Annotated in this window: 18 protein-coding genes and 4 pseudogenes; 9 read left to right on the top strand and 13 right to left on the bottom strand. The window is 73.7% G+C overall.

Annotated elements, in window-relative coordinates:
- Positions 1-57: 57 nt before the first annotated feature.
- From DA06_RS15505 to sigE, 5 genes and pseudogenes are all read right to left on the bottom strand, one after another.
- Positions 58-1,113 carry a ubiquinol-cytochrome c reductase iron-sulfur subunit gene (locus DA06_RS15505; protein ID WP_043501714.1) on the bottom strand — a complete coding sequence of 352 codons (1,056 nt, stop codon included), beginning with the start codon at positions 1,111-1,113 and terminating at the stop codon, positions 58-60.
- Entirely contained in the window at positions 1,110-1,892 is a 783-nt protein-coding gene (locus tag DA06_RS15500) for a c-type cytochrome (protein WP_043501712.1), read from the bottom strand. The genes DA06_RS15505 and DA06_RS15500 overlap by 4 nt, the downstream gene beginning before the upstream one ends.
- A gap of 59 nt (positions 1,893-1,951) precedes the next feature.
- Positions 1,952-2,530: a cytochrome c oxidase subunit 3 gene (locus DA06_RS15495; RefSeq protein ID WP_043501719.1), complete on the bottom strand. Its 579-nt coding sequence runs from the start codon at positions 2,528-2,530 to the stop codon at positions 1,952-1,954.
- Positions 2,531-3,232: 702 nt separating this feature from the next.
- Positions 3,233-3,526 carry an anti-sigma factor family protein gene (locus DA06_RS15490; protein WP_418605408.1) on the bottom strand — a complete coding sequence of 98 codons (294 nt, stop codon included), beginning with the start codon at positions 3,524-3,526 and terminating at the stop codon, positions 3,233-3,235.
- Positions 3,523-4,150 (bottom strand): annotated as a pseudogene (sigE, locus tag DA06_RS15485) (RNA polymerase sigma factor SigE). Before sigE ends, DA06_RS15490 begins: the two are co-directional and overlap by 4 nt.
- Before the next feature lie 135 nt (positions 4,151-4,285).
- Between sigE and DA06_RS15480 the strand changes: the two are divergent.
- The 5 genes and pseudogenes from DA06_RS15480 to folP all read left to right on the top strand — a co-directional run.
- Positions 4,286-4,916, top strand: a pseudogene (locus tag DA06_RS15480) (O-methyltransferase).
- Positions 4,913-5,515 (top strand): GTP cyclohydrolase I FolE, encoded by a 603-nt coding sequence (folE, locus tag DA06_RS15475; protein ID WP_418608042.1) that lies wholly within the window; start codon positions 4,913-4,915, stop codon positions 5,513-5,515. The pseudogene DA06_RS15480 and the gene folE overlap by 4 nt, the downstream one beginning before the upstream one ends.
- A 16-nt stretch (positions 5,516-5,531) precedes the next feature.
- Positions 5,532-5,900, top strand: coding sequence for a hypothetical protein (locus tag DA06_RS15470; protein ID WP_418608334.1), 369 nt, complete (start codon positions 5,532-5,534; stop codon positions 5,898-5,900).
- Positions 5,901-5,967: 67 nt separating this feature from the next.
- Positions 5,968-6,819, top strand: coding sequence for an NAD(P)/FAD-dependent oxidoreductase (locus tag DA06_RS15465; RefSeq protein ID WP_418608040.1), 852 nt, complete (start codon positions 5,968-5,970; stop codon positions 6,817-6,819).
- 55 nt (positions 6,820-6,874) lie between these two features.
- Positions 6,875-7,570: pseudogene (gene folP / locus DA06_RS15460) on the top strand (dihydropteroate synthase); the annotation flags it as partial.
- Here the strand turns inward: folP and DA06_RS15455 are convergent.
- From DA06_RS15455 to DA06_RS15445, 3 genes are all read right to left on the bottom strand, one after another.
- Positions 7,533-8,408: a DUF4397 domain-containing protein gene (locus DA06_RS15455; protein ID WP_418605407.1), complete on the bottom strand. Its 876-nt coding sequence runs from the start codon at positions 8,406-8,408 to the stop codon at positions 7,533-7,535. The pseudogene folP and the gene DA06_RS15455 overlap by 38 nt on opposite strands.
- 363 nt (positions 8,409-8,771) lie before the next feature.
- Positions 8,772-9,608 (bottom strand): TspO/MBR family protein, encoded by an 837-nt coding sequence (locus DA06_RS15450; RefSeq protein ID WP_043501698.1) that lies wholly within the window; start codon positions 9,606-9,608, stop codon positions 8,772-8,774.
- Positions 9,605-11,221: an SDR family oxidoreductase gene (locus DA06_RS15445; RefSeq protein WP_052436824.1), complete on the bottom strand. Its 1,617-nt coding sequence runs from the start codon at positions 11,219-11,221 to the stop codon at positions 9,605-9,607. The genes DA06_RS15450 and DA06_RS15445 overlap by 4 nt, the downstream gene beginning before the upstream one ends.
- A gap of 446 nt (positions 11,222-11,667) precedes the next feature.
- Here DA06_RS15445 and DA06_RS15440 point away from each other — a divergent pair, with 446 nt between their 5' ends.
- Positions 11,668-12,363, top strand: coding sequence for a GmrSD restriction endonuclease domain-containing protein (locus DA06_RS15440; RefSeq protein WP_418605406.1), 696 nt, complete (start codon positions 11,668-11,670; stop codon positions 12,361-12,363).
- A gap of 235 nt (positions 12,364-12,598) precedes the next feature.
- On the opposite strand, the gene DA06_RS15435 is transcribed toward DA06_RS15440, so the two are convergent.
- Both DA06_RS15435 and DA06_RS15430 read right to left on the bottom strand, forming a co-directional pair.
- Positions 12,599-12,844, bottom strand: a complete 246-nt coding sequence (locus DA06_RS15435; RefSeq protein ID WP_043501689.1) for a DUF2530 domain-containing protein — start codon at positions 12,842-12,844, stop codon at positions 12,599-12,601.
- Between the two features lie 129 nt (positions 12,845-12,973).
- The gene (locus tag DA06_RS15430; protein ID WP_043501687.1) at positions 12,974-13,228 is read right to left on the bottom strand and encodes a hypothetical protein; all 255 of its coding nucleotides are present in this window, start codon (positions 13,226-13,228) and stop codon (positions 12,974-12,976) included.
- 105 nt (positions 13,229-13,333) lie between these two features.
- Here DA06_RS15430 and DA06_RS15425 point away from each other — a divergent pair, with 105 nt between their 5' ends.
- Positions 13,334-14,020: an SAM-dependent methyltransferase gene (locus DA06_RS15425; RefSeq protein ID WP_043501683.1), complete on the top strand. Its 687-nt coding sequence runs from the start codon at positions 13,334-13,336 to the stop codon at positions 14,018-14,020.
- Between the two features lie 38 nt (positions 14,021-14,058).
- On the opposite strand, the gene DA06_RS15420 is transcribed toward DA06_RS15425, so the two are convergent.
- Positions 14,059-14,622: a phosphatase PAP2 family protein gene (locus DA06_RS15420; RefSeq protein ID WP_052436823.1), complete on the bottom strand. Its 564-nt coding sequence runs from the start codon at positions 14,620-14,622 to the stop codon at positions 14,059-14,061.
- A gap of 114 nt (positions 14,623-14,736) precedes the next feature.
- The gene (locus DA06_RS15415) at positions 14,737-15,201 is read right to left on the bottom strand and encodes a hypothetical protein (protein ID WP_418605405.1); all 465 of its coding nucleotides are present in this window, start codon (positions 15,199-15,201) and stop codon (positions 14,737-14,739) included.
- A 102-nt stretch (positions 15,202-15,303) separates the two neighbouring features.
- Between DA06_RS15415 and DA06_RS15410 the strand changes: the two genes are divergently transcribed.
- Entirely contained in the window at positions 15,304-15,897 is a 594-nt protein-coding gene (locus tag DA06_RS15410; protein WP_418605403.1) for an inorganic diphosphatase, read from the top strand.
- 216 nt (positions 15,898-16,113) lie between these two features.
- On the opposite strand, the gene DA06_RS15405 is transcribed toward DA06_RS15410, so the two are convergent.
- Positions 16,114-16,374, bottom strand: a complete 261-nt coding sequence (locus tag DA06_RS15405) for a C40 family peptidase (protein WP_418608038.1) — start codon at positions 16,372-16,374, stop codon at positions 16,114-16,116.
- Between the two features lie 22 nt (positions 16,375-16,396).
- On the opposite strand from DA06_RS15405, the pseudogene lysA reads away from it, so the two are divergent.
- A pseudogene (gene lysA / locus DA06_RS15400) lies at positions 16,397-17,751 on the top strand (diaminopimelate decarboxylase).
- The last annotated feature ends 68 nt before the right edge of the window (positions 17,752-17,819 follow it).

The following is a 17,819-nucleotide window of genomic DNA, read 5'->3' as shown; positions in this document are numbered from 1 at the left end:
GCTTGGAGGGCTTGTACTCGCCCGACGGCTGCGCCGTCGGGGTGCTGGCGGAGATGCTCACTTCAGGCGCTCCCAGTAGCTCGGGCCGATCGGCTCGTCGAAGTCGTGCCGGGCGACGAGGTAGCCCTCGTCGTCGACGGCGATGGGCAGCTGCGGCAGGGGCCGCTTGGCGGGCCCGAAGACCACCTTGGCCTGGTCGGTGATGTCGAAGGTCGACTGGTGGCAGGGGCACAGAAGGTGGTGCGTCTGCTGCTCGTACAGGGCGACGGGGCATCCGACGTGGGTGCAGATCTTCGAGTACGCGACGATGCCGTCGTAGGACCAGTCCTGGCGGTCCGCCGGCTCCTTGAGGAGTGTCGGGTCCAGCCGCACGAGCAGCACGACCGACTTGGCCTTCTCCTCGTAGAAGTGCTCAGCCTCGTTCATGCCGTGGGGGATGACGTGGAAGACCGAGCCGTTGGTGACGTCGGCCGCCTTGATCGGGGTGTCGCTCGGATCCCGGGCGAGCCGGCGTCCCAGGGTGCCGTCGGGGAGCCTGCCGGAGAACTCCTCCGGGGTCTCGCCCCACAGGGTGTGACGGAACTTGCTCACGTTCCAGTCGCCGCCGAGGTTGCCCACGAGCGGGACGAGGAACGGCAGCGGCGCGAGAGCGGCGGCACCGGCCACCGCCCCCTTGAGGAGGGGACGCCGGGGGATGCCCGAGTCCTCGACGCCGGCCTTCATCATGTCCGCGGCGACCGCACGGGTCTCCGCGTCGGAGCGCTGCGGGTGACGCTCCTCGATGTACTCCACGTCGGACATCAGCGTCTTGGCCCAGTAGATGGCGCCGACGCCGATGCCGAGCATGCCGAGGCCCAGACCGAGCCCGAGGATCAGCGTGCTCAGGCGGACGCTGCCGAGCGTCGAGTCGAGCGGGATCAGGAAGTACGCGACGACGGCGGCGACGGACGCGAGCGCGGAGATGGTGAAGATCAGCGCGACCTGGCGCTCCGCGCGCTTCGCGGCCGCGGGGTCCAGGTCCGCGAGCCGGCCCCGGTGCCCCTCGAGGCCGGGGTTCTCGAAGCTCTCCGGGTACTGCGCCGCGGGAGGTGCTACGTGCTGCTCAGTGCTCACGAGGACTTCGCTCCGATCCAGACGGCGGCCGCAATGAGCCCGCCGATGCCGATGATCCACACCCACAGGCCCTCGGCAACCGGGCCGAGCGAACCGAGCGTGATGCCGCCGACGGAGGTCTCACGCTGCTCCATCAGGAAGGCGATGATGTCCTGCTTGCCCTGCGGGTCGATGTTCGCCTCGTTGAAGACAGGCATGGACTGCGGGCCCGTGAGCATCGCCTCGTAGATCTCGGTGGGTGTCGAGTCGTAGAGCGAGGGGGCGTACTTGCCCTCCGTCAGGGCGCCGCCGGCGCCGACGGCGTTGTGGCACATGGCGCAGTTGGTGCGGAACAGCGCGAGGCCGTTGGCGGCGTCGCCGCCGGCGGGGTCGACCTGCTCGGCCGAGGGGACGGCCGGGCCCGGGCCGAGCGAGGCGACGTAGGCCGCCACCTGGCTGATCTGCTCGGCGTCGAACTGGGCGGGCTTGGCCTCGGCCTGGGGCGAGTTGTTCGCCATGGGCATGCGGCCGGTGGCCATCTGGAAGTCCACGGAGGCCGCACCGACCCCGATCAGCGACGGCGCGACGTCGGTGCCCTCGGCGTCGAGGCCGTGGCAGGTGGAGCAGTTGGCCTCGAACAGCGCCTTGCCGGTCTCCACGTCCTGAGCGTTGCCGCCGGTGGTGGCGGTCGCGGGCTTGGGAGCCAGCACTGCGTAGAGCGCGCCGGTCAGGATCAGGGCTAGCAGCAGGAGGACGGCCGGTGCGTACCGGCTCCTCCTGCTGTTGGCGAGTGCCTTCACGATGAGACGTCCTCGTTCGGGTCGGAGGGAAATGAGCTGGCGGGGGAGAGATGTGGGGACTACTGCACGAGCGCGTAGTCGAGCACGTAGATCACGAAGAACAGGCCGATCCACACGACGTCGACGAAGTGCCAGTAGTAGGAGGTGACGACGGCCCGGCCGGCCTCGAGGTGACCGAACCGGCGGGCTGCGAACGAGCTGGCGAGGACGTAGAGGAACGCGACGAGCCCGCCGATCACGTGCAGCGCGTGGAAGCCGGTCGTGATGTAGAAGACCGAGCCGTAGGTGCTGTTCGAGATCGTCAGGCCGTGGTGGATGAGCTCGGTGTACTCCGTCACCTGGCCGGCGACGAAGACGGAGCCCATCACGAAGGTGAGCGTGTACCACTCCTGCATGCCCCACCGAGCCACGTTCAGGAGCGAGCCGGTCCGGCGCGCCTGGAACCGTTCCGCCGCGAACACGCCCATCTGGCAGGTGACGGAGCTCAGCACCAGGATCGTGGTGTTGCCCAGCGCGAACGGGAAGTTCAGCACGCTGGTGTGCTCGGCCCACGCCTCGGGCCCGGCCACCGACCGGTGCGTGAAGTACATGGCGAAGAGACCGGCGAAGAACATCAGCTCGCTGGACAGCCAGACCATCACGCCGACGGAGAGCGTATTCGGTCTGGTGACCGCCACGGGGGGCCGAGCTCGGGGCAGCAGTAGTTGACGACACGCTGTCATTATGGCTCAGGTCCGGGCAGTTCTGGCCACTCGCGACGTCGCGAGTCTCACCCTCGGAGCCCGTTCCTGCGCAGTTCCGCGGAAAGGTCCAGCTCGGCAGTTGGTGCTCCCGTCCCGGGCGCAAAGGCGATGCGCCCGGTTTGCCCCGGTTGGCGCTTCCGCCCGAGCGTCGTCACGGGTTTCGGGACCGAGAAGTCCGCTGGTCGACGGCCCGGGGCGGACGGCCCGAAGCCGACGTCGAGATCACCGGGCCGAGGTCCCCCCGAGGGTCCCCGGGCGGGCGTCGCGGGGCGCCCCTGCCGCCCCGCGACGTCCTTGGCCGTGCTGCCGTCAGCTCTTCCAACGGTGCCGGTCCGCGGATGGTTCCCGCCGTCCCGGCCGGACGGCTGCCCGGCCGGACGACCCGGGTGATCGAGACCTCCCGGCAGCCTGTCGGTCCGACGTCGCCCTGATCTCCCCGCGGGAGCTCAAGCTGCGCGCCCGAGGTCCTCGCCCTCGCCAACCCGGCTCGGACGCTCCCCTCAGCGAGCGCGAGCCGACGCCTCGCCACCGGCTTCGCCGGCTGGCCCGCCGCCATCCGAGACGTCCTGGTCCGCTCGCGCGGGGACGGAGGGAAGATCAACCTGGCCCTCGCCGACGACTACATCGCCTCCATGGTGCGCGACCTGCGCCACGAGGAGGTGCGGACGTTCCTGCTGCGCACGGCCGTCCCGGAGTCCTTCGACGCCGAGCTCGCGGACCTGGTCGCGGACGTCGCGTGCCTGCGCGAGCCGCCGACCGCGAGGCGCGCTCCACGGCCACGAGCCCGGCGCACCGGTCGCAGGTGACCAGGTGCGCCATCGCCGCCTCGGCCCGCTCGGGAGGCAGCTGACCGTCGACGAGAGCGCTGAGGTCGTCGCGCAGGTGGCTCATCCGGCCCCCTGGACGGCGTGGACGGGGGCGGGCGCGGCGGGACGGCGGTGGGCGAGCTGGTCGCGCAGCAGCGCCCGCGCGCGGTGGATGCGCGACCGCACGGTCCCCCATCTTGATCCCGAGCGTCGCGGCGATCTCCTCGTAGGACAGTCCCTCGATGTCGCAGAGCACCACGGCAGCACGGTACTTCGGCGGGAGGGCGTCCAGCGCGGCCTGGACGTCCAGATCGAGGTGCGCGTGCTCGAAGCCACGCTCCGGCTCGCCGGAGTCGTGCGCGGCGGGCAGCCGTTCGCTCGCCTCGCCGATGGGGTCCATCCGCACGCGCGAACGGCGTCGCGCCTGGTCCAGGAAGAGGTTGGTGGTGATGCGGTGGAGCCAGCCCTCGAAGTTGCCGGGCTGGTAGCTGTGGAGCGAACGGAACACCCGCACGAAGGTCTCCTGGGTGAGGTCCTCGGCGTCCGCCCTGTTGCCGGTGAGGCGGTAGGCGAGCCGGTACACCCGCGGCGAGTGCTCGACCACGATCTGCTCCCACGACGGCGGCGCCCACACGGGCTCCGCCGCCTCCTGCGCCGCGGCGGCGGGCACGCGGTCGTCGGCGTCTGTGGTGCGGGGGCCCTGAGCCATCTGCGTCCTCGTTCCGTCCTCGGTGGCAGACATGCTAGGGAGCCAACCTGGGCGCTGCCTGGGAGCGTGGACCGCACCGGTAGCATCTGCTCCGGAAGGAGCGGCATCCGCCGCCGACCAGCCTGGAGGCTCATCATCACCGCCGACAAGGCCCTGTCCTGGGCCTACACCGAAGAGTTCGTCGCCGAGGACGACGCCGTCACCGACGCCCGCCTGCGCGCCGAGGAGCTCGGCGTCCAGCCGGTCAGCCCGGGCACGGGCGCGGCCCTGCGCTTCCTCGCCGCGGCGTGCCGGGCACGTGCGGTCGCGGAGGTGGGCACGGGCACCGGGGTATCGGGCCTCTGGCTGCTGGGCGGGATGACCTCCGACGGTGTGCTCACCACCATCGACGTCGAGCCCGAGCACCAGCGCGCCGCCCGGGAGAGCTTCGCCTACGCCGGCCTGCGGCCCGCGCGCACGCGGCTCATCGGGGGACGCGCGCTGGACGTCCTGCCGCGTCTCGCCGACGGCGTGTACGACATGGCGGTCGTCGACGGCGACCCGGCCGAGGCGGCCGACGACGTCGACCTGGCCGTCCGCCTGCTGCGCCTGGCGGGGTGCTCGCCGTCAACGCCGCACTCTGGCACGACCGGGTCGCCGACCCCGCGCGCGCGACGAGACGACGGTGGCCGTCCGCGAGCTCGGCAAGCAGGTCCGCGACGACGAGCGCCTGGTCAGCGCCCTGCTGCCGACCGGGGACGGTCTGCTCGTGGCCGTGCGGCGCTGAGGTCCGGGCGCGCCAGGCCGGTCGGGATCGACCTCGCCCGCGCCCGCTCCGCCGTCGGCGATCTCCTCGGGGCGCTCGGCCGCGACACCGCCAGCGAGCACCTCGCCGAGACGCCGCGCCGCGTGGCCGACGCACTGGCCGAGCTGCTCACGCCCCGCCCGTTCGAGATGACCACCTTCCCGAACGACGAGGGCTACGACGAGCTCGTTCTCGTCCGCGACGTCCCGTTCCACTCGCTGTGCGAGCACCACCTCCTGCCGTTCCACGGTGTCGCGCACCTGGCCTACCTGCCCGGAGAGCGGATCGTCGGGCTGTCCAAGCTCGCCCGGGTCCTCGAGCACTTCTCCCGCGACCTGCAGGTCCAGGAACGCCTGACCCAGCAGGTGGCGGACCTCCTCCAGGACCGGCTGGAGCCGCGCGGCGTGGGCGTCGTGCTCGAGGCCGAGCACCTGTGCATGTCCCTGCGCGGCGTCGCCGTCACCGGCTCGCGCACCGTCACGTCAGCGCTGCGCGGGACGCTGCGGGAGGACCCGCGCTCGCGGGCCGAGTTCCTGGCGCTCGTCGGCGCCGGTCCCGTCACCCGGTCGTACCCCAGCTGAGACCGGCCTCCGGCCGGTGAGTCGAGAGGAAGAACGTCATGTCGCACCCAGGCATCGTCATCGTGGGCGCCGGGCTCGCCGCGCCCGCGCGGCGCAGACCCTCCGCGAGGAGGGCTACGACGGCCCCGTCCACCTCGTCGGCGAGGAGGCGGACCGGCCCTACGAACGCCCTCCGCTGTCGAAGGAGTACCTCGCCGGAACCGCCGAGCGGGAGGCCGCCTACGTCCACCCCGAGGCTGGTACGCCGAGCACGACGTCGACCTCGTCCTCGGCCACCGCGCCACCGCGCTGGACCTGGCCGGTCGCACGGTCGGCCTCGACGACGGCACGCGCCTGCCCTTCCGGAAGGCCCTGCTCACCACCGGCGCACGCTCGCGCCGTCTGACCGGGCCCGGCTCCGGCGAGGGGCTCGCGGGCGTGCACTACCTGCGCACACGTGCCGAGTCGGACGCCTGCGCGCCGAGATCGCCGACGGCGGGCGCCGCGTCGTCGTCGTCGGGGCGGGCTGGATCGGGCTCGAGGTGGCCGCCGCCGCCCGCACCTACGGCAACGACGTCACCGTCCTCGGCCAGGAGGAGGTGCCGCTGAGCCGGGCGCTCGGGAACGAGCTGGGCGCCCACTTCGCCGACCTCCACCGCGGCCACGGCGTGGACCTTCGCATGCAGACCGCGGTCGCCGGCATCGGCGGCACCGCCGGACGTGTCACCTCCGTCGGTCTCGCCACCGGGGAGCGGGTCCCGGCCGACGTCGTCGTCGTGGGGATCGGCGCCGTGCCCGACGACGGGCTCGCCCGGGAAGCGGGCCTGCAGGTCGACGGCGGGATAGTCACCGACGAGCGGCTCCGCACGTCACACCCGGACGTCCACGCCGTCGGCGACGTCGCGAGGGCGTTCCACCCGGTGCTCGGCAGGCACCTGCGCGTGGAGCACTGGGCGAACGCGCTCAACGCCGCTCCTATCGCCGCTCGCGCGATGCTCGGCCACGACGTGGTCGACGACCTCGTGCCGTACTTCTACACCGACCAGTACGACCTCGGCATGGAGTACTCCGGGTACTTCGACCTCGCCGGCGACGCCCAGGTGGTCTACCGCGGCGACCCGGCCGGCGGCCAGTTCATCGCGTTCTGGGTGCGGCAGGGCCGGGTCGTCGCCGGCATGAACGTCAACGTCTGGGACGTCAGCCCGGCGATCAAGTCGCTCGTGCGCTCCGAGGCGCCGGTGGATCTCGGGGCGCTCGCCGACGCGTCGGTTCCCCTGGAACAGGTTGCGTCCCGGGTGCGGCCCGACGCGGCCGTCAGGTCCTGACCGTCCTCCGCCGGCGGCGGGTCCACCGCCAGGAGAGCGAGAGAAGAGAGTCGCCATGACCTCCACCCAGCAGCTCGGCTCCGGGACGACGGCGCCGCCGCGCCCGCACCACCCCCGCGACCTTCACCTCGACCACGTGAACGTCATGGCTGTCGTCAACCGCACCCCGGACTCCTTCTACGACCACGGCCGCACGTTCGCCCTCGACGCCGCCGTCGGTGCCGCGCTGCGCGCCGTGGCGGACGGCGCCGACTGGGTGGACGTCGGAGGGGTGCCGTTCTCGCCGGACACCCCGCCGGTGTCCGTGGTGGAGGAGCTCGACCGGGTGCTGCCGGTCGTCGCGGCGGTGCGGGCCGCCTCCGACGTCGTCATCTCGGTCGACACGACACGACCGGAGGTGGCGGCCGCCTGCGTCGCCGCCGGGGCTGACGTCGTCAACGACACCAACGGGCTGCGTGACGGGGCGATGCTGGAGGTCGTCGTGGCGACGGGGACGAACGTCGTCGTCGCGCACTCCCTCGCCGCGCCGCACGTGCACCGTCCCCGTCCGGTGTACGGCGACGTCGTCACCGAGGTCGCCAGGTTCCTGCGCGGCCGGGTCGAGCGGGCGCTGGCGGCCGGCGTCGGCGAGGCCCGCATCGTCGTCGACCCCGGCCACGATCTGAACAAGAACACGGACCACTCGCTCGCGCTGGTCCGGCGCCTCGCGGAGATCACCGCGCTCGGCTGGCCCACCCTCGTGGCGCTCTCCCGCAAGGACTTCGTGGGCGAGACCCTCGGTCGCGCCCGCGAGGACCGGCTCGCCTCCGAGGGCGCCCGCCGTGCCGAGCGCGAGAGCGAGACCGGCCCAGGCGGCCGGGAAGAGCCCCGCCTCCTCCGTCACCTCCACCTGGCCGGTGGGCACGCCGCCGGGGGGCGGAGTGCAGGCCGTCGATCGTCTGGGTGGCGAGGGCGAGGTTGCCGTCCTCGAGGCTGCCCCAGGCGTAGACGAACGTGGCGACGCCGTCGGCCACCTCCACGTCGGCCGGGCCGATGACCGGTTCCGTCGTGCCCGTCGCGGCGACGGCGGCCGGCACCACGCCGGCGGGCAGGTTGAGCGTCTGCTCGTCCGGGTTGGACAGGTTGGTGATGACGGGCTCGTCACCGGCCAGGACGTCGACCGCGGGTGCTGCGGCGATGTGCCGGACGGTCAGGCGGCCCTCACCCGGCGCGGTGGAAGAGGTGTCGTTGGTGAACAGGGTGGCCGTCGGGCTGCCCTCGGCGTCGAGGTGCGCGGCGGCGGTGTAGCTGGTGCCGGCCTCGAGCGGCAGGTCGACCGGGCCGATCGCCGGCTGGCTGTCGTCCGCGGCGTCGGAGGCGGTGATCGCCACCGTATAGGTGCCCGGCTCGAGGTCGAGGGGGCCGGCCAGCTCACCGGGGGCGAAGTCGTCCAGGGTGAGCTCGCCGTCGACGTAGACGTCGACGGTGAGGTCCGGCACCCCGTGGAGCACGGACAGCGAGGCGGTGTGGTTGTCCGCCACGGCCGGTGAGGCCGCCAGAGCGAGCACGGCGAGCCCGAAGCCTCCGCCGAGTGCAGCAGTCTTGCGCATGATGGTCCTCCATGGTCGGGCCCCCGGTCGGGAGCGTTGCTGACATGGAGGTATTCCGGCGGGGGTGCTCGCACGGATGCAGACGCGCCGAAGATATTCGTGCGTGAGGTGCGCGCCCTCTCGGAGCCACCGCGCGAACACGGCACCGAGCGCGCACCGACGTCACCCGCACGGCACCCGAAGCACCGAGCGCGGCTCGACACCGCGAGCGCGCCTGGCGCACCACCCGCGCTCGCGGTGTCGAGCCGCGCTGGCGGACCGCGTGTGCCTGCCGGATCACGTGGCGCCCCACCGAGCACCGTCTGGCCGGTGCCTCAGCAGCGGCTCAGCGGTTCGGCAGCGGCTCAGCGGTTCGGCAGCGGCTCAGCGCGGGGCTGCGCTCCGCCCGCGCGCCAGCCGCAGCCACACCGTCGCCGCGGCGACCACCACCGCCGCCGTGACCGCGGCGACCGCCGTCGGCACCGAGTGCGGCTCACCCGTGGCACGGGCGACGGCGATCCATGCCAGGCCCCACACGATGGTGACCGCCGGCGCGAGCCTTCCGCGACCGAGCACCGCGAGCGCCACGCCGATCGCGGCGACCACCGCGAGGACGACGGCGGACCACACCTCCGGCGCAAGGCCAAGGCCGTCGAAGCCGGCGGCCACCAGGGCCGCGGCGACGTTCGCGCACGTCGCCACGCTCACCCAGCCGAGGTAGAGGCCGAGGGTGCCGTCGACGACGAGCGCCTCGAGCGGGCCGTCGCCCCGCACCCGCACGAGGTGCACGAAGATCCTTGCCAGCACCGCGAGCAGCACGCCGATGACAAGCACGCTCGGCCACAGCCAGCCCGCCTGGACCACCAGGATCCAGGCGGCGTTGAGCAGCATCGAGGCCGCCACCCACCACCCGGTCCGGCGCTGCCGCGCACTGACGGCCTGACCCGGCAGCCACTGGAAGAGCGTGTACGCCGCCAGCCCGGCGTAGATGACGGTCCAGACGCTGAAGGCCCCCGAGCCCGGGGCGAGATGGGTGGCGTCGGCGGAGAGCGCGCCTCCGGCCGCGTCGGCGATCGGGGTGCCGCCGAACGCGCCGACGCCGATCGCCGAGCCGACCAGGCACAGCAGATAGCTCAGGGTGACGCCGACCTGACGCTCGCGGTCCGCCGCCGCCGGACGTGCCGGGGCGTCGGGCTGCGCCGTCGTCCGTCTCTGGCTCACGCGCGCTCCGCCGGTGTCCGTGCCCCGCCGGCTCCCGCAGCCGGCCCGTCCATGCCTCCCGCCGGTGTCCGTCCCCGGGCGGCTCCCGCAACCGGCTCCTTCCTGCCCTCCGCCGCCCGGGCCATGTTGCGCTGCATCCCGCCGAAGACGACCCCGTGGAAGGGGTAGACGGCCCACCAGTACGCCTGCCCGAGCAGACCGTGGGGGTGGTAGATCGCGCGCTGGCGGAAGAGGGTACGGCCGGCGTCGTCCACGTCGGCGATCAGCTCGAGCCAGGCCAGGCCGGGCAGGCGCATCTCCGCGCGAAGGCGCAGCAGACGGCCTTCCTCGATCTTCTCCACACGCCACCAGTCGAGCGCGTCGCCCACCTGCAGCTCGTGCGGGTGCCGGCGCCCGCGGCGCAGCCCCGGGCCACCGAAGACCTTGTCCATGACGCCGCGCGCCACCCAGCCGAGCCTCCACGAGTACCAGCCGTGCGCGCCGCCGATCCCCTCGATCACCGACCACAGGCGGGCCCGGTCGGCGTCGACCACCGTCTCGCGCTCGTCGACGTACAGGCTGCCGCCGGCCCAGTCGGGGTCCTCGGGCAGCGGGTCGCTCGGCGCGTGCGCGGGCGAGGCGGAGGACCACGTGGTGGCGACCTCGAACTCCCGGACCCGCTGCAGGGCGATCTCGACGGCGCGGTCGAAGCCGAGCAGCCCCTCGGGCGGGTCGGGCACGTAGGTGCGGATGTCGTCCTCCTTGGCGACGACCTCGTGGATCAGCGACTCCACGAGCGGCTTCGCCAGCCCGCCGGGGACCGGGGTGACGAGCCCGACCCAGAGGCTGGCGAGCTTGGGGGTCAGAACGGGGACGGTCCGGATCACCCGCGGCGGCAGCCCGGAGACCGCGGCGTAGCGCTGCATCATCTGCCGGTACGTCAGCACGTCCGGCCCGCCGACGTCGAAGGTGCGGCTCACGTCGCGCGGGATGTCGGCGGCCCCGACGAGGTAGCGCAGCACGTCCCGCACCGCGATCGGCTGGATGCGGTTGTCCAGCCACCTCGGCGCCACCATCGCGGGCAGCCGCTCCGTGAGGTAGCGCATCATCTCGAAGGACGCGCTGCCGGAGCCGATGATCACGGCGGCCTGGAGCACCACGGTCGGGACGCCGGAGGTCAGCAGGATCTCCCCCACCTCGCGGCGGGAGTCGAGGTGCGGGGAGAGCTCGTCGGACTCCGGGTGCATCCCGCCGAGGTAGACGATGCGCCCCACCCCGGCCTCGCGGGCGGCGACGGCGAACGTGCGGGCCGTCCGGCGGTCGCGCTGCTCGAAGGTCGGGCCGGTGCCGAGGGAGTGGATGAGGTAGTAGGCGACGTCGACGCCCTCCATCGCGGCCGCGAGCTGCTCGGGGTCCTGGGCGTCGGCCTGGACGACCTGGACCTCGTCGAACCAGTCACGGCCCGCCAGACGGTCGGGGTGGCGGGCCATCGCCCGCACGCGGAACCCCGCTCGGAGCAGCTCCGGCACGAGCCGGCCGCCGATGTACCCGGTGGCGCCGGTGACGAGGGCGAGACGGCCGGAGCCCGCGGACGGGGGCGGGACGACGGCGTCGGCTCCGGTGGGTTCCGTCATGTGCAGAAGTCTGTGATGGGTCCGGACGCCCGGCCACCCGGGAACCGCCGCCCGCGGCTCGGATGGTCCCGGTCCGCGCCCTCGCATACGTTTCCCCGTAGGGCCCGTGCATCCGCACCCCCGTCCGCCCCCTTCGACCGCCGGCAGGTCAGCATGACGACTCCGCCCTACCCCGACCGGGTGCGCACGAGACCTCGCCCGCTGCCCGCCGAACCCTTCGTCGGGCGTCCGCTGCGCGCCGAACCCGTCGGCGAGCGCCCGCTGCGCGAGCGGGCCCGCGAGGTGCTCGAGGTGCCCCACCCGCGCCCCCGACGCGCCGACCCCGGAGCCCGAGGAGGTGCGGGCGGCGCCCCCCGGGCAGCGCTCTCGCCGCCGTCGGGCTGCTCGAGGTCAAGGGAAGGGCGCCGAGGACGGGCTACGACCGGGACCTCTTCGCGTACCGCGAGGTGGACCTGGACCGAAACGGCTGCGACGTGCGCAACGACGTCCTGCGCCGCGACCTCTCCGACCTGGTGATCAAGCCCGGGACCAGCGGGTGCGTCGTCGAGACGGGGGTGCTGGCCGACCCGTACTCCGGCACCGTCATCTCCTTCGTCCGCGGGGCCGACACCTCGGGCGACGTGCAGATCGACCACGTGGTCGCCCTGTCGGACGCCTGGCAGAAGGGCGCGCAGGCCTGGGACGGGGCGCGGATGCGGCAGTTCGGGAACGACCCGCTGAACCTCCTCGCGGTGGACGGGCCGCTGAACGCCCAGAAGGGAGACGGCGACACCGCCACCTGGCTGCCGCCCAACAGGGCGGTCCGGTGCGCGTACGTCGCCCGGCAGGTGGCGGTGAAGGCCGGCTACCAGCTGTGGGTGACCGAGGCCGAGCGTGAGGCGATGGTCCGGGTGCTGTCCACGTGCCCGGACGAGCCGCTGCCGGTGGGGGAGACGGCACCGTTGGCGCCGGAGCTCGAGGCGGCACCTGTACCTGTTCCTGTCCAGGCGCCCGCGCCGGCTGCCGGCGCCGGTGAGGAACCGCGGTTCGGGACCTGCAAGGAGGCGCTGGCGGCGGGGTACGGGCCGTACGTCAGTGGCCGGGACCCGGAGTACGGCTGGTACCGCGACGGCGACTCGGACGGCGTCGTCTGCGAGAGCTGAGCGGCAGGGAACAGCGCGCTGAAGGGTGGGAAGCTACGGGCGGGAACGCTGAAGGGAGCCGAGAACCCGCGGTGCCGGTCGGCGGGGAGAGAGCAAGGAAAGGGCCCCCGGAGGCAGCCGATGCGTCTGGGGGAAAGCCGCACCGTCGCCCCCGGGGGTACCTAGTAGAACACCTCGGGTGCCCGTTTGGTTCCCGTTCGAGCGAAGTTCTGCAGACCTGCCCGTGGAGGGCGGCTCAGGCGGCCCGGCGGCGCCTCCGGTACTCGTGGACGTAGCCCCAGCACACCCCGACGACGCCCATCCCCAGCCCGACGAAGCACACGTCGACCCAGTTCTCCGGTACCCGGCCGAGCATCTCGAGTACCCCGACGACCACAGTGGCGACGATCCACAGCACCGTGCCGGACACCGTCAGAGTGACGGCGTTGACCTTCGCGGGCGGAGGGTCCGCGCGACGCTGGAAAAGGTGAAGGTCGGGCATGGTCGAGATGCTATCGGCGGACACCTACCCGGCGTCGTGGCGTGGCGCCGTCGCGTGGTGGCACGAGCGCCCGCCCCGGCTCTGGCCGCGGGCCCGGCTGCGTGGGCGGCAAAGTGGGCGGCAACCGGGTCAGCCCCACGTCGAGCGGTCCGCGTCGTTCCGCAGGCGCAGCGGCGCCGGCTCGGTGAGGTGCCAGGCGTGCCGCGCCCACCCGAGGACGGCCGCCCAGGAGACGAGCACGGGCACGTCGCCCGTGTTCAGGCCGTGCCCGCGTCCGACGACGAGGACGGCGTGCCCCGCCCACGGCTCATGGCCCGCGAGGATTCCCAGAGCCGCGGCCGTGGCCGCGGCGACGACCATGACCACCCAGGCACGCAGCGGCATGGCCGCGAGCGTACGTGTCCGTGGGACCCTCCGTGGTGGAACGATCGGTGGGCCGACGTAGGTTCCGGATTGTGGCGGACGCGAAGGAGACGGGACGGTGGAGCGATGACCCACGAGTTCGACAAGGCCTACTGGGAGCACCACTGGGAGAAGGGGCACGGTGAATACGCCGACGCCGACGCCGACCGCCCCGGCAAGGGCCCCGGTACGGCGAACCCCTACCTCGCCCGCGAGCTGGGTGACCTCTCGCCCGGCACGGCCCTGGACGCGGGCTGCGGCGAGGGTGCCGAGTCGATGTGGCTGGCCGGCCGGGGCTGGAAGGTCACCGGTGCAGACATCTCCGCCGCAGCCCTCGCCCGGGCCGCCGAACGCGCGAAGGACGCGGGTCTGTCGGACCACGTGCGCTGGGTGGAGGCGGACCTGACCGTCTGGACGCCGAGCGACCAGTTCGACCTCGTGACGACCAGCTACGCACACCCGGCGATGCCGCAGCTGACGTTCTACGACCGCATCGCCGGATGGGTCGCGGCTGGCGGCACGCTGCTGCTCGTCGGGCACCTGCACGACGCAGCGCGGACGCACGAGACTGCTCCCGCACACGAGGCGGCCTCCCCGCACACGGCGCACCATCCCGTCGAGGCGACCGTCACCCTGGCGGACGTCACGGCCGGCCTCGACCCCGCAGCGTGGCAGATCGAGACCGCGGAGGAGGTCACCCGCGTGCCCGCCGGCCACGGCGGTCACGCCGTCCCGCTGCGCGACGTCGTCGTCCGCGCCACCCGTCGGGCCTGACGGAGCCGCGGCGCGCGCGCGGTCAGCGCTCGCGCCGGCTACGGCGCCGGGGGTGACAGCACCCGCAGCACACCGGCGGCCCAGAGCGTCCCGAGCAGCCAGCCCGCCAGCACGTCGCTGGGGTAGTGCACCCCCAGGTACACGCGCGTCGCCCCGACCCCGAGGATCAGGACGACGGCGAGCGCGAGCGCCACCGACCGTGCGGCTCCGCGGCCGGTCAGCACCACGGCGAGGACCACCAGCACCGCCGCCGACTGGGCCGCGTGACCCGACGGGAAGCTCGGCGAGCCGACGTCGAGCACCGGGTCGAGCGAGGGGCGGTGCCGGCCGACCAGCAGCTTCGTGAGGTTCACCAGGGCGGTGACACCCACGGACGCGGCGAGCGCGGCGACCGCCCGCGGCGGACGACGGCGGATCACGGACCACGCGGCCGCCACCGCCAGCAGGGGACCGAGGGTGTGGACGGAGCCGAGCTCGGTGAGCGTGGTCATCACCGTCGTCAGCGCACCGGAACGCTCGCCCGCGGCCCCCAGCACGGCGTCGCGGTCGGTCACCGAGACCTGGGACCCGATGAGCCGCCCGACGGCCGTGGCACAGGCCACCAGCAGGACCGACCAGCCGAGGAGCAGCAGCCCGTGGTGCCAGAACGGCCGGCCGCCGTGGTCGCTGCAGCCGGCGACGGCGCGGCGGCAACATCACGAACCCGGCCGTCTCCTTCACCCGCCCAGCCTGCCCGGGCCCGAGGGCGTCGAGCGCGGCGGCGGCGGTGAGCACCTTGAGGGAGGCGCCGGCGTCCGGGGGGTGCCGCCGTCGTGGTCGACGAGCACCTCGCCGGTGATGCCGTCGGCGACGACGAGACCGAAGGTGCCGGTGCGCCGGTGGTCCTGCTCGAGCGCCGTCGTCAGCTCGGACAGGGCCGCGGCGCCCGGGACGGGCGCCGTCTCGTCCGGGCCGGGCACGGTCGGGGCGACGAGGTCGCCGCCGGGCATCTCGACGTCGGGGAACGGCCGGGCCTCGGCGGGCACCGGGTCGGTGGTCAGGACGCCGGGCACCAGATCCGCGGCGTCGGCGGTGCCGTAGCCGGCCAGGGCGACCGCGAGCACGGCCACCGTCGCGGTCGTGCGGCGCCTCAGTCCCACTGCTCCCCCCGGGTCCTCGTCGGTGGCCCCGTGCGCGACCACACCACTCCGTGCGCCACACTAGTGGCCAGGAGCGGCCGGGCAGCTGAGCGCCGGCCGCATGGACCCGAGCATCGGCGCCGCAGCGGCGCAGGGAGGGAAGCCGTGGAGTTCGACGTCACGATCGAGATCCCGAAGGGGAACCGCAACAAGTACGAGGTGGACCACGAGACCGGCCGGATCCGGCTGGACCGCATGCTCTTCACCTCCACGCGGTACCCCGACGACTACGGCTTCATCGAGGAGACCCTCGGCGAGGACGGCGACCCGTTGGACGCGCTGGTGCTGCTCGAGGAGCCCACGTTCCCCGGCTGCCTGATCCGCTGCCGCGCGCTCGGCATGTTCCGCATGCGCGACGAGGCGGGCGGCGACGACAAGGTGCTGTGCGTGCCGGTCGGCGACCAGCGCGCGTCCTGGCGCACCGAGATCGACGACGTCTCCGAGTTCCACCGCCTGGAGATCCAGCACTTCTTCGAGGTCTACAAGGACCTCGAGCCGGGCAAGTCCGTCGAGGGTGCGCACTGGGTCGGCCGTGAGGAGGCCGAGGAGGAGATCCGCCGCTCCTACCAGCGCGCCAAGGACGCCGGGTACTACGACAACCACGGCGCCGCGCACCGCCCGGACGAGGCGATCTCGGCCGGCGGCGACCGCGGCCACGCCGACCCCACCGGCCCCGGGGACGCCGGCACCGACGTCTGAGCGGCCTGCCGCTCAGCTGCAGAACGCCCCGCCGGCAACGGCGGGGCGTTCTCGTCGGTCGACGCGGCTGGGGCGGATGTCCCGACGTCGTGCCGCCACCCGGGTCCCTGCGCGACGTCCGACGAAGCTCCCGAGGCCGTGCCGCACCCCGGCCCCTGCACGACGTCCGACGCCGGGCGTCAGGCCCGGGGAGACCGTCGGCCGTCGGCGGGAAGGTCAGATCCGACCCCCGTACGGCATGATGTTGACGTGCCACATCGGCACCTCTTCCACCGTCTTGCCGGGCGTCGGTGCGTGCAGACGCATGCCGCTGCCGGTGTAGATGGCCACGTGGTAGATCCCCGAGCGCTGGCCGTTGTTGCTCCAGAACACCAGGTCGCCCGGCTGCAGCTGGCTCAGCGGCACCCGCGTGGTGGCGTCCCACTGTGCGCGGGTGTTGCGCGGCAGGTAGACGCCGGCCTGCTGGAACGCACGCATCGTCAGGCCGGAGCAGTCGTAGCTGTTCGGTCCGGTGGCGCCCCACACGTACGGCTTGCCGAGCTGGGTGCGCGCCCAGGCGATCGCCGTCTGCGCCGCAGAGGTGTTCGGCGCGGGGGCCGGGGCGGGTGCCGGCGCGGGCTTCGGCGCCGACGAGGCCGACCTGCGCGCCCGCGCCCGGGCGTTCGCCACCGCCTTCGGCGCCGCGTTCGCCGAGTCCGAGGGCATGGCCGGCGCGACGTCTACTACGCCGGGAAGGCGTTCCTCTCCCTCGCCGTCGCCCGGTGGGTGCACGAGGAGGGGCTGCGGATCGACACCTCCACGGCCGGCGAGCTCGCCGTCGCCCTGCGTGCCGGCGTCCCCGGCGAGGCGATCGGCCTTCACGGCAACAACAAGTCCGACGACGAGATCCGCACCGCCCTGGCCCACGGCGTCGGGCGCATCGTCGTCGACTCCCTCGCCGAGGTGGACCGGGTGGCGGCGCTCGCCCGGGAGGCCGGCGTGCGCGCCCCCGTCATGGTGCGGGTCACCACCGGCGTGCACGCGGGCGGGCACCACTTCATCGCCACCGCGCACGAGGACCAGAAGTTCGGCCTCTCGCTCGCCTCCGGCACCGCCCGCAAGGCCGTCGACGAGATCCTCGCCCGCGACGAGCTCGAGCTCGTCGGCCTGCACTCCCACATCGGCAGCCAGATCGTCGACCTCGCCGGTTTCGCCGTCGCGGCCCGCGCGATCCTCGGCCTGCGCGCACAGGTCGCCGCGGAGACCGGCCACCTCGCGCCGGAGGTCGACCTCGGCGGCGGCTACGGCATCCGGTACACCGCGGCCGACGACGTCCCGCCGGCCCCGGAGCAGATCGCCCGCACCCTCGCGGACGTCGTGCGCGACGTGTGCGGCGAGCTGGGCACGCCCGTCCCGAGGGTCTCCGTGGAGCCGGGCCGGTCGATCGCCGGCCCCGCCGGGCTCACCCTGTACACGGTCGGCACCGTCAAGGAGGTGGCCCTCGACGACGGCGGAACCCGCACCTATGTCTCGGTCGACGGCGGCATGAGCGACAACATCCGCACCGCCCTGTACGAGGCGCAGTACACGGCGACGCTCGCGGGGCGCCGCTCCGGCGCGCGTGCCGTGGCCGCCCGGGTGGTCGGCAAGCACTGCGAGAGCGGCGACATCGTCGTGCGCGACGTGGCGCTGCCGGCGGACGTGCGCGCCGGCGACCTGCTGGCGGTGCCCGCGACCGGCGCGTACGGGCGGTCGATGGCCAGCAACTACAACCTCGTGCCGCGCCCGCCGGTCCTGGCCGTCGAGAACGGCGAGGTCAACGTCCTCGTCCGCCGCGAGAGCGTGGACGACCTCCTCGCCCTCGACCTCGGCTGAGACGGCCCCCGGGCCCGCGGCGGCGGGCACCTATCCTGGGCGCGGCGCCGAACGGCGTCGCCGAGAGA

Origin of the sequence: Georgenia sp. SUBG003, from assembly GCF_000715355.2 — a bacterium.
In the GTDB taxonomy this organism is placed as follows: Bacteria; Actinomycetota; Actinomycetes; order Actinomycetales; family Actinomycetaceae; genus Georgenia.
The sequence above is the reverse complement of the archived record's forward strand: the minus strand, read 5'-3'. Positions and strand labels throughout refer to the sequence as shown.

Bases quoted from the DNA above. Each gene is read 5' to 3' on its own strand.
- DA06_RS15405 (WP_418608038.1), bottom strand. From the start codon at position 16,374: ATGCGTGCGTTCCAGCAGGCCGGCGTCTACCTGCCGCGCAACACCCGC.
- DA06_RS15435 (WP_043501689.1), bottom strand. From the start codon at position 12,844: ATGCCCGACCTTCACCTTTTCCAGCGTCGCGCGGACCCTCCGCCCGCG.
- DA06_RS15445 (WP_052436824.1), bottom strand. From the start codon at position 11,221: ATGACGGAACCCACCGGAGCCGACGCCGTCGTCCCGCCCCCGTCCGCG.
- DA06_RS15425 (WP_043501683.1), top strand. From the start codon at position 13,334: ATGACCCACGAGTTCGACAAGGCCTACTGGGAGCACCACTGGGAGAAG.
- DA06_RS15455 (WP_418605407.1), bottom strand. From the start codon at position 8,408: ATGCGCAAGACTGCTGCACTCGGCGGAGGCTTCGGGCTCGCCGTGCTC.
- DA06_RS15430 (WP_043501687.1), bottom strand. From the start codon at position 13,228: ATGCCGCTGCGTGCCTGGGTGGTCATGGTCGTCGCCGCGGCCACGGCC.
- DA06_RS15490 (WP_418605408.1), bottom strand. From the start codon at position 3,526: ATGAGCCACCTGCGCGACGACCTCAGCGCTCTCGTCGACGGTCAGCTG.
- DA06_RS15495 (WP_043501719.1), bottom strand. From the start codon at position 2,530: ATGGTCTGGCTGTCCAGCGAGCTGATGTTCTTCGCCGGTCTCTTCGCC.